Origin of the sequence: Pseudomonas sp. 3HC3, from assembly GCF_044904505.1 — a bacterium.
Lineage (GTDB): Bacteria > Pseudomonadota > Gammaproteobacteria > Pseudomonadales > Pseudomonadaceae > Aquipseudomonas > Aquipseudomonas putida_Y.
Genome location: NZ_JADDRH010000039.1, coordinates 1 through 10,618, shown reverse-complemented (window position 1 = coordinate 10,618; position 10,618 = coordinate 1). Strand labels below are relative to the sequence as shown.

6 protein-coding genes, 1 rRNA gene and 2 pseudogenes are annotated in these 10,618 nt (G+C 59.1%); 4 read left to right on the top strand and 5 right to left on the bottom strand.

From position 1 onward, the window contains the following. Positions 1-186: 186 nt before the first annotated feature. Positions 187-302 (top strand): 5S ribosomal RNA (rrf, locus tag INQ47_RS25525). A 66-nt stretch (positions 303-368) separates the two neighbouring features. Here rrf and INQ47_RS25520 read toward each other — a convergent pair. The 3 genes and pseudogenes from INQ47_RS25520 to INQ47_RS25510 form a co-directional block, all read right to left on the bottom strand. Further along, positions 369-739, bottom strand: a pseudogene (locus tag INQ47_RS25520) (TonB-dependent siderophore receptor); the annotation flags it as partial. Positions 740-774: 35 nt separating this feature from the next. Then, positions 775-911 (bottom strand): annotated as a pseudogene (locus tag INQ47_RS25515) (sigma factor); the annotation flags it as partial. 158 nt (positions 912-1,069) lie between these two features. Beyond that, the gene (locus INQ47_RS25510; RefSeq protein WP_252459397.1) at positions 1,070-1,759 is read right to left on the bottom strand and encodes a GntR family transcriptional regulator; all 690 of its coding nucleotides are present in this window, start codon (positions 1,757-1,759) and stop codon (positions 1,070-1,072) included. 203 nt (positions 1,760-1,962) lie between these two features. On the opposite strand from INQ47_RS25510, the gene lapG reads away from it, so the two are divergent. Together lapG and lapD are read left to right on the top strand one after the other, a co-directional pair. Then, positions 1,963-2,724 (top strand): cysteine protease LapG, encoded by a 762-nt coding sequence (gene lapG, locus INQ47_RS25505; RefSeq protein WP_252459396.1) that lies wholly within the window; start codon positions 1,963-1,965, stop codon positions 2,722-2,724. 10 nt (positions 2,725-2,734) lie between these two features. Continuing rightward, positions 2,735-4,681: a cyclic di-GMP receptor LapD gene (lapD, locus tag INQ47_RS25500; protein ID WP_404702885.1), complete on the top strand. Its 1,947-nt coding sequence runs from the start codon at positions 2,735-2,737 to the stop codon at positions 4,679-4,681. A 156-nt stretch (positions 4,682-4,837) separates the two neighbouring features. On the opposite strand, the gene INQ47_RS25495 is transcribed toward lapD, so the two are convergent. Together INQ47_RS25495 and INQ47_RS25490 are read right to left on the bottom strand one after the other, a co-directional pair. Further along, positions 4,838-6,214 carry an HlyD family type I secretion periplasmic adaptor subunit gene (locus tag INQ47_RS25495; protein ID WP_021785125.1) on the bottom strand — a complete coding sequence of 459 codons (1,377 nt, stop codon included), beginning with the start codon at positions 6,212-6,214 and terminating at the stop codon, positions 4,838-4,840. Then, positions 6,204-8,360, bottom strand: coding sequence for a type I secretion system permease/ATPase (locus INQ47_RS25490; protein WP_252459394.1), 2,157 nt, complete (start codon positions 8,358-8,360; stop codon positions 6,204-6,206). Before INQ47_RS25490 ends, INQ47_RS25495 begins: the two co-directional genes overlap by 11 nt. A gap of 982 nt (positions 8,361-9,342) precedes the next feature. Between INQ47_RS25490 and INQ47_RS25485 the strand changes: the two genes are divergently transcribed. Continuing rightward, a partial coding sequence (locus INQ47_RS25485; RefSeq protein WP_404702884.1) for a retention module-containing protein occupies positions 9,343-10,618 on the top strand: 1,276 nt, incomplete at its 3' end.

The following is a 10,618-nucleotide window of genomic DNA, read 5'->3' as shown; positions in this document are numbered from 1 at the left end:
CCGAACTCAGTAGTGAAACGATGCATCGCCGATGGTAGTGTGGGGTTTCCCCATGTGAGAGTAGGTCATCGTCAAGATTCATTTCGCAAAACCCCTATCTGCACATGCAGGTAGGGGTTTTGTCTTTAAGTAGGAACTACAGATATTCGCAGGCGCGTCCGAAGGACGAGCCAGCACACAGAATTTCTTGACGACCATAGAGCATTGGAACCACCTGATCCCATCCCGAACTCAGCAGTGAAACGATGCATCGCCGATGGTAGTGTGGGGTTTCCCCATGTGAGAGTAGGTCATCGTCAAGATTCAAACCCAAAGCCCCTGTCTGCGATGCAGACAGGGGCTTTGTCCTTTATGGGTTTGAATACCGGTTAAAACTGATAACTGGCCGTGGCGCTCACATTGCACTCTTCACCCATGTAGCAGTAGTTCAGGCTGGCACATGAGGTAATGTAGCGTTCATTGGTAAGGTTATTGGCGTTCAAGCGCACATCCTCATTTCACAGGACGACCTTGCCTTGGTCATAGCCGATCGAGGCGTCCAGCAGGGTGTAGGAAGACGCCTTCATGCTGTTTTCCGCTGTACCCCACATCTCGACTCCACCGCCCAGCCGCAGATCATCCAGGGCCCCTAGCTGCAGTCGGCCCACATCGAGAGCATCTGTTTCGGCGCCTGAGTAGGCGAATTATTCTTGTTGCCCAGGTCGGCCGACAGCAGGTTCGGCAACAACTTGGAATACTTGCTGCCATCGGCCAGCTGAGGCACACGCGACAGGGTAATACCAGCCCGCGCGCTACATGCAAAAAGGCACTGGGTGCATTCAGCTGCAATTGTTCAGGCGTTTTAGCAAGCTCACGAAGGTGTCCTGGGCCAAGTCTGCCGTTTCGGCTGCGTTGCCGAGCCGAGTATGCAACCAGCCATGGCGGTCACTTCAGAGCGTTTGCAAGGAGTCGTTGCTGTGCAAGGGGGGAGGGATGCAGGCATCAGTGCGCATGAATGATATGTAGTCTCATTTTTTGCAGGCAGTACTAATTTGCAATCCATCAATTCGCGTGTCAGGTTGGTATCAGGCTAACGCCCCAATTGCGTATCCAGGTAATTGCGGATCACCCGTGCCCCGCCATTGAGGTGCTGTTCCAGCACCGCTACCGCCTCGTCCACCAGCTTGTCGCTGGCCGCATCTACCAGTGCGTTGTGATCGTCCTGAGTCAGCTTGCCCAGTCCCATGGACGAAAGATGGAAACGCAGGAAGCGTTCTTCCTCGTTCAGTTCGTTCTCGATAAGGCGCAGTAGTTTCTTGTTCGGCGCCTTGTTGTACAGCGCCATGTGGAACAGGCGGTTGAGGCGGCCAATTTCAGCGTGGCTGGTCTCGTTCTCCAATTGCTGGATAAACCCGCGGGCGCTGGCGATGTCGCTGGCATCAAGCAGCGGGATAGACTGGCGCAGTGCCTCGCTCTCTAGCAATACGCGAAGGGCATAAGTGTCCACTGCATCCTCACCGATCAGCGGCGCAACTACGGCACCCTTGTGCATCTCCACTTTCAACAGGGATTGCGCTTCGAGCTGGCGCAGGGCTTCGCGCACGGGCATGCGGCTGACGCCGTACAAGGTGGCGAGCTCTTGCTGGCGAATCGCAGTACCAGGGGGCAAGCGACCATCGAGAATGGCGCTGCGCAGGCGTTCTTCGATCACGCCACGGGCCTGATGCGGCAACAGTTGCTCGCTGGCCAGCACATCACTCAGTTTGATTTTCTTGGCCACGCGACGCCTGCCTTTACGATGACTGTATTGGATCCAATAACGCTAGTAACAGCTTGTGAGGGTGTCAAACTTGCACCCACACTGGTACGGGCGCCCCAAAAGCGCGGTTATGGTGGAGGAAGTCGCACGTCAAAGAAAGCTGCCTATAGAAAGATATAAGTAGAAAGTATAGGCGGGCTGACAGCCGGGTGCGTGATTGCAGGTTGCCATTGTCTTTTGCTGTGGCAAGCCCCACCATCGCTGCTTTCGACTGGTCTGAACAGGGCTTCGCAGTGGCGATATCCTGGTTGCTCAAAACCGTTGTGCGACATGTCGGCTTTGCCGCGCTGCTGGGCAGTCTTCTGCTGGGCGGCTTGCACGCGGATTGGGATTTCTCCCAGATCAGCCGCAAGTCGCAGGCCCTGTACGGCCCACTAGGTGCCGGGCAAGGCCGCATCGATGCCTGGCAGAACTTGATGGCCACGCAGAAGCAGGGTACTGAGCTCGAACGGTTGCAAGTAATCAACCGCTTCTTCAACCAGCAATTGCGTTATGTCGAGGATATCGATCTGTGGCATGAGGTCGACTACTGGGCCACACCTGTGCAGGCACTGATCAAAGGTGCAGGGGACTGCGAGGATTACGCTATCGCCAAATATTTCAGCCTTCGGCGCATGGGAATCCCCAGCGAAAAACTGCGAATCACCTACGTCAAGGCGCTGCGGCAGAACCGTGCACATATGGTCCTGACCTATTATTCAAGCCCACAGGCCCAGCCTTTGGTGCTTGATAGCCTGATGGATGCCATCAAGCCGGCAAGCCAGCGTACTGACCTGCTGCCGGTGTACGCCTTCAATGGCGAGGGGTTGTGGCTGACGGGCGCCGCAGGGAACAAGAAGGTTGGTGATACCAAGCGGTTGTCACGCTGGCAGGATTTGTTGAAGAAAATGCAGGCCGAAGGGTTCCCGGCCGAGCCGGTTTACTGAAGGAGCACAGATGTCACTGTTCAAACAATTGCTGTTGGCCATTTGCCTGTTCCTGGTGGTCGCCTTCAGTGGCAGTTTCATGGTCAGCCTGGAAAGCTCGCGCAGCCAGTACGTCAACCAGCTGCGCTCGCACGCCCAGGATGCGGCCACTGCGCTGGCGCTTTCGCTGACGCCGAATATCGACGACCCAGCGATGGTCGAGTTGATGGTCAGCTCGATCTTCGACAGTGGTTACTATGCAAGCATCAAGGTTGTCGACCTGGGCTCCAATGCCGTGCTGGTGGAGCGTCACGCCGAGCCAGACCCTGGCGGTGTCCCGCTTTGGTTCGTGCGCCTGATCGGCCTAGAGGCTGCCGGCGGCGATGCAATCGTCAGCCGTGGCTGGCAACAGGCCGCGCGCGTTGAAGTGATCAGCCACCCGATGTTCGCCATTGCCAAGCTTTGGCAAAGTGCCTTGGGCAGCCTCGGTTGGTTGCTGTTGTGCGGTGCGGCCAGTGCCGTGCTCGGTGCCTTGTTATTGCGCCGTCAGTTGAAGCCGCTGGACTACATGGTCGAGCAATCCCATGCCATTGCCCGCCGCGAGTTCCTCAGCCTCCCAGAGTTGCCACGCACGCCGGAGCTACGCCGCGTGGTGCAAGCGATGAACCAGATGGTCGAGAAGCTCAAAGCCCTGTTCACCGAGCAGGCCGAGCGCAGTGAGCGGCTGCGTGCGGAGTCCTACCAGGACAGCCTGACCGGGCTGTCGAACCGCCGCTATTTCGAAATGCAGCTGAACAATCGGGTAAGCAACCTGGAAGACGCGCGCGCCGGCTACCTGCTGTTGCTGCGGGTTCAGGGCCTGGCTGGCCTGAACGCCCGCCTTGGCGGCCAGCGTACCGACCAGTTGTTGCAAGCGGTAGGTGAACAGTTGCGCCGTACTTGTGCCAGCTACCCGGAAACCAACGACCTCATTTCCCGCAGCCGGGGCGGCGAGTTTGCAGTGCTGGCACCGGGCATGGTGCATGAAGAGGCAGTTCAGCTTGCCCAGGCTCTGGAGGCAACGTTGCAGAGCCTACACGAAACGGGTGCCAGTGATATCGACCCGGTGGCATGCATAGGCCTGGCGCCATTCAGCCCTGGTGATTCACCGCAGGCGTTGCTGAAGCTCGCCGACGAGGCTCTGGCCCGCGCTGAGAACCAGCCAACGCCGGGTTGGGTATGCCTTGAGCAAGGTGTTGCCGCGGTTGCTGCTGACAGCCAGCATGCCTGGCACGAGCGGCTCGATCAGGCGTTCATCAATGGGCATTTCGAGCTGTTCTTCCAGCCCGTGATGGATTGCGCTTCCACGCAACGGGTACTGCACCACAAAGTTATTTCGCGTTTGCGGGATGGCCAGGGCGAGGCTTTGCCGGCGGGCCGCTTCTTGCCTTGGCTGGAGCGCTTCGGTTGGATGCCGCGGCTTGATGTGCTGGTGCTGGAGAAAGTGTTGGCGCACCTGCGAGGGCATGACCAGATACTGGCGTTGAACCTGTCCGCCGCCACCCTGGCCGACCCCAAGGCCCTTCAGCGCGTTTTCGAGCTGCTCGGCCAGAACGCCGCGCTCGGCCCGCGACTGGTTTTTGAAATTGGCGAGGAGCAGTTGCCTGAGCAGGTAGCATTGGAGCAACTTACCCGGCGCCTGCATGGGCTTGGCTTCGGGTTGGCGTTGCAACGCTTTGGTGGGCGCTTCAGCATGATTGGCAACCTTGCGCACCTGGGCTTGGCGTACCTAAAGATTGATGGCAGTTACATCCGCAACATCGATCATGAGCAGCACAAGCGGCTGTTCATCGAAGCGATCCAGCGAGCGGCGCACAGCATCGACCTTCCGCTGATTGCCGAGCGAGTCGAGACGGAAGGGGAGCGGTTGGTGTTGCAGGAGATGGGAGTAGGCGGGATTCAGGGGCAACTGGTGGGTGAGCCTGCGCCTTGGCACTGAACGGCTTTTCGCGCTCCGCCGTAGGAGCAATCTAGAGCCGGAAAAGGGCCGCAGAGCGGCCCCAGGATTCACGTAGCGATGCACGGGGCCGCTTGTGCAGCCCCGTCGCGACACAAGGCCGCTCCTGCAGCAATGGTGAAACCAGCAGGCCGGCTATCACCGCTCGCGCAGCGCTTCCGAGCGCGCCTTCATGATCGGCTTGAGCAGGTAGCTCATGATGGTCTTCTTGCCTGTCATGATATCCACCGTCGCCACCATCCCCGGGATGATCAGCAGTGGCTTCTCGTCAGTCCCCAGGTGGCTGCGATCAGTCCGCAGCTTGATCAGGTAATACGTAGTCTTCTTGTCTTCATCGGTAATGGTGTCGGCGCCAATCTGCTCCAGCTTGGCCTTGAGCCCACCGTAGATGGTGTAGTCATACGCGGTGAACTTGACCGTAGCTTCCTGGCCAGGGTGCAGGAAGGCGATGTCTTTGGGCAGGATCTTAGCCTCGATGACCAGCGTGTCGTCCAGCGGCACGACTTCGATGATATCGCTGCCTGGCTGGATTACCCCGCCAATGGTGTTCACAAGCAGTTGCTTGACGATACCGCGCACGGGCGAAGTGACCAATGTGCGGTGCACCCGGTCGTCCAGCGCCTTGCTGGTGGCGGTAGCCTTGTTCAGTTCGGTGCGTGCCTCGTTCAGCTGGGTCAGCGCTTCACTTCGGAACTTGCCACGAGTCTCTTCAATCTTGCTTTGCACCTCGCGGATGGCCGCCTCTGCGCGCGGGATCGCCAGCGCAGTGGAATCCAGCTGACCGCGGTTTTCCACTTCAGCACGGCGCAGGCGCAGCACTTCAACCTGGGAAATCGCGCCGGTTGCCACCAGCGGTTCGGACATACTGATTTCCTTGCGCAGCAGCGCAAGGCTGTTGGCGTACTGGGTGCGCTTGGAACTGTATTCGCGCAGTTCCTGCTGGCGTTGGACCAACTGCTCTTGCAGGCCGCCAATTTCGTCCTGCAGTTGCTGGCGCCGGCTCTGGTACAGCGACTCTTCATTGGCCGCCTGGTTTGGCGCGGCTTTACGCAGCTTTTCGTCGATTACCAGCGGGATGTCCTGGACCTCGGCACTCAAACGTTCGACCCGCAGGGCCATGGCCAGGCGGTCAGCCTCGGTTTCACCTACGTTTGAGGCGAAGCGGGTTTCATCCAGGCGCAGCAATGGCTGGCCCACTTCGACTATCTGCCCCTCCTTGGCGAAGATTTCAGCAACGATTCCGCCCTCCAGGTTCTGGATTTTCTGCACCTTGGAAGACGGAATGGCCTTGCCTTCACCCCGGGTAACTTCGTCGATGGGCGCAACGCTGGCCCATACGATCAAGAACACGAAGAACAGGATCACACCCCAGATGGTCAGCCGAACCACCCGCGGCGCATCTTCGATCAGGGCTTTGTTTACCTCGGGCAGCGGCTGGCCGCCAAGCGAGTCGCTGCCTTTGAAATAGCGCCGCAGGCCGTCCTTGAACTGCCCAATATCCAGCTTATGCAACACTGATCTGCCCCTTCTTCAGTGCATCCATGACCGCGGCTTTCGGGCCGTCGGCGACAATCTGCCCGCGATCGATCACGATCAGCCGGTCTACCAGCGACAGCAACGAGGCACGGTGCGTGACCAGCAGTACCGTCTTGCCCTCCACCACCGCTTGCAGGCGCTGCTTGAGGCGTTCTTCACCGGTGTTGTCCATGGCGCTGGTCGGCTCGTCCAGCAGCAGGATCTGCGGGTTGAGCAGCAGCGCACGGCCCAAGGCGACGTTCTGCCGCTGGCCGCCGGACAGGTTCTGCCCGCGTTCACCCACCTGCAGCTCGTAGCCGTCGGGGTGCAGTCGGGCGAATTCATGTACGCCCGCCAGTTCTGCGGCCTGCAGGATCAGTTCGTCCTCGATGTAGCGGGCGCCGCTGACCAGGTTGTCACGCAAGGTGCCGGCGAGCAGTTGGATGTCCTGTGGGACGTAGCCAATGTTGTGGCGCAGTTCGCTGACATCGATCTGGCGAATGTCTACGCCATCGACCAGCAGCGAGCCGCCATCGGCCTCGTAGAGGCCGACGATGAGCTTGGCCAGCGAGCTCTTTCCCGAGCCGCTGCGGCCGATGATGCCGACCTTCTCGCCGGGGCGGATGGTCAGGTTGATATTCTTCAGGGCCAGGTTCTGCTGGTTCGGATAAGTGAAGTCGACCCCGCGGAACTCGACGCTGCCCTGTAGCACCTTGCGGCTCAGCGGGCGTTCTTCGAAGTTGCGCTCTTGCGGCAGATCCATCATGTGGTCGGTGGAGACCATGGTCACCTTGGCTTGCTGGTAGCGGGCGAGCAGGCCGTTGAGCTGGCCCAACGGGCCGAGGGCGCGGCCGCTGAGCATGTAGCAAGCCACCAGGCCGCCCATGCTCAGGTTGCCGTCGATGATCAGGTACACGCCGACGCAGATCATTGCCACGCCTGCCAGTTGCTGAATCAGTAGGGTGATGTTCATCGCCAGGCTCGACAGCACTTTTACGCGCAGTTCCAGCCTGCTCAGGGTGCCTAGGGTTTGCTCCCACATGTACTGGCGTTCGCTTTCGGCGTTGTTGACCTTCACCGCATCCAGACCCGCCAGGGTTTCGATCAGGCTGGACTGGCGCTCTGATGCCAAAGCCATGGTCCGCTCCATGGTCGCCATCAGTGGCCGCTGCAGGGCGTAGCCGATGCTCAGAGCCAGCGGGAAGGCGATGACCGGTATCCACACCAGGTGCCCGCCAATGATGGCGATGACGATCAAAATCAGGATGGTAAAGGGCAGGTCGATCAGACTGGTCAGGGTCAGCGAGGCGAGGAAGTCGCGCAGGCCCTGGAACTCGTGAATGTTCTGGGCAAAGCTGCCGACCCGCGCCGGCCGGTACTTCATCGACATGCCGACGATACGTTCAAACAGCGTTGCCGAGATGATCAGATCGGTCTTCTTGCCGGCCAGGTCCAGGCACAGGCCACGCAGGCCTTTCAGGATCAGGTCGAAGATGTACGCGCCGGCGATACCGATGGCCAGTACCCAAAGCGTCGAGGTGGCCTGGTTTGGCACCACCCGGTCATACACATTCATCACGAACAGTGGCGCGGCCAGGGCGATCAGGTTGATCACCAAGCTCGCGGCGATGGCGTCGATATACAACCACTTGCTGCGCAGCAGGGTGTCGCGGAACCACGACTTCGCGCGTGGGATGAGGTTGCCGTGGTTGACATCGAACTTGTGCTGAGGCTGCGCGAAGAACACTCGGCCGCTGTAGTCGCTTAACAGTGCTTCGCGGCTGACGTGCACCTCGCCACCGTCGCTTTCGCTGAGTAGCAGGCGCGCGGTGTCTTCGTTCTCCCAGCCGAGCAGGACGGCGCTGCGGCCCTCCTTCAGCAAAAGCATGGCCGGCATGGCGATACTCGGGATCTGCTCCAGCTTTCGCTGAAGAACGCGCCCCTGCAGCCCGGCCCGGGCCGCGGCGCGAGGCAGCAGTTCAGGGCTCAGGCGCTGGGCGGGTAACGGTAGGCCTGTTGTCAGCATGACCCGGCTGGCGGGCTTCTGGTGCAGGACACACAGGCTCAACAGACTATCCAGCAGGGGATCGTCATGCTGACTGCGTGGATCGTGGCTGAGTTGGACTCGACTGACTTCGGATTCCACGCGGCGCTCTCTTCATCCTTGTGGTGGGTAGGGGGTGCGCCGTCGTTAAGGTCAGGCCGGCGCACCCTGGCTCTCTTTGGTGCTGTAAAGCTGTGCTGATAAGGGGCTTCGCGCCCCGATGCTTAAGCAACTTGCCAATGGTCGCCTTGAATCGGTGTTGAGTAAACAATTCTACGTGCTTCATTTGCACCAGACGTAGTGGCGCAATGATTGTTTCATTTTTGATCCAGCCATCATCCGCTTGTTGCAGCATAGCCTGCCACCCAACCAAGGGATGCACAGGCCTTGGGTTCCAGCTTAGTCCTTGTCAGTAAACAGGCGCTGGTTTGTTGGCGCATGTCTGTGGCCTGTTAGTCAATATTTATCTATAGAAAGCAGATCCATCGCCTTCTAGCATTCAATATTCGCAAGCGCTTTCCCATGATCGGGATGCCAGTATTTGCGCACGCGTACGTCATGTCTTTGATTTGCGACAAATCGTTGCTCGTGGCTGGCGCAGAGTTGAAAACCTGGTGTGCCTCGAGCGAGCACACACTCCGACTTTGGCTGGTTATCGACCTCTGCCTGGCCGTATTCCGGCAAGGTTTGTGCTTATTCGAAAATCAGTGTCCGGCAATTGACAGTGACCTAATGTTGACGCCCGTAACGCTGACATCGCCTAGGGAAGACGGCATGATTTGCGGCTGCCAAGGTGTATGAAAAAAGTGCCGGGGCTGACGGTTTAACACGCTTTAGATGATGTAAGGCATTTGTCCTCAGGAAACGCTTGGCTAAGGTACAAATATCAATGTGACATTACATTGCCGATTGTTTAGGATGGCCTGTATAAGGTCAATAGTTTGGCAGTTAAGCAATTCCAAAAAGTTATAGACGGAATATTGACGTCAAAAACGTCAAGAGATCATCGACATAGTTCCGCCTGAAGTGGCTACCAAGCGCCGCTCTGGCAGGGAAGTACCCATCGGGTCACACGGAGAGTCCAATGAGCAGCGTTGTAGCCATCGTCAAAAGCATTGTCGGCCAGGTTATTGCGGTATCCCCAGAGGGCATCCGGCGTGTACTTATCGAAGGTGACCGTCTATTGACCGGTGAGGAAGTGCTCACCGGTCCTGGTGGCGCAGTAACTCTGGAGCTGGCTGATGGTCGTATGCTCGATCTGGGCCGTGACAGCCAATGGAGCGCCGACACGCCTGACAGCAGTACCGACCTGAGCCAGGCTGCAGCCCAGGCCGCGCCTTCGGTGGAAGAACTGCAACAGGCTATTGCTGCTGGTGTGGACCCGACTACTGAGCTTGAAGCTACCGCCGCTGGCCCGTCATCAGCGGGTGGTGGTGCGCTGGGTGGTGGCCACAGTTTTGTGATGCTCGAAGAAACGGCTGGCCGAGTTGACCCGACGGTTGGCTTCCCGACTGATGGGCTGGGCTTTGCGGGTGTACTCGACAACGAAGAAGTGGGCCTGCTGGATACTAACGGCAACAACCTGGTGACCACACCCACGACGGATACCAACGTCGCTACTGATCTGATTCTTGGCGCAACCCCTTCTATCAGTGAAGCGGGTGGCGTAATCGTTTATACCGCCACCGTTGGTCAGGCTCCGACCACCAACCTGGTAATTACTCTGTCCAACGGTGCCGTGATCGTCATTCCGGCCGGGCAGACCAGTGGAAGCGTCAACGTCGTAGTTCCGGCAAATGACACTCCCTACATCGACGGGAGCCAGATTTCGGCGACCGTGACAGGCAGTACCGGTGGTGGCGGTCTGACGGTGACATTGCCGCAAACGCCAGCGGTTACCCAAGTGACCGATACAATCGACACCACAACTGCGACCCTGACCGCCTCGCCAAGCGTGACCGAGGGTGGCGTAATCACCTACACCGTGACCCTGAGCAACCCTGCCCAGACTCCGGTGACCGTGACCCTGTCGAACGGCCAGACCATTACCGTTGAAGCCGGCAAAACCCAGGGCAGCGTTGATTTCCAGACCCCGGCGAATGACGTCTACAACAACGGTTCGACCGTTAGCGTCACCATCGAGAACGCCACGGGCGGTAACTTCGAGCAATTGACCCCGAACCCGACCCCGGCTCAGACGACGATCAACGACTCGGTCGACACCACCACCGCGACCTTGACGGCGAGCCCGTCGGTCACCGAAGGCGGCGTGATCACCTACACCGTGACCCTGAGCAACCCTGCCCAGACTCCGGTAACCGTGACCCTGTCGAACGGCCAGACCATTACCGTTGAAGCCG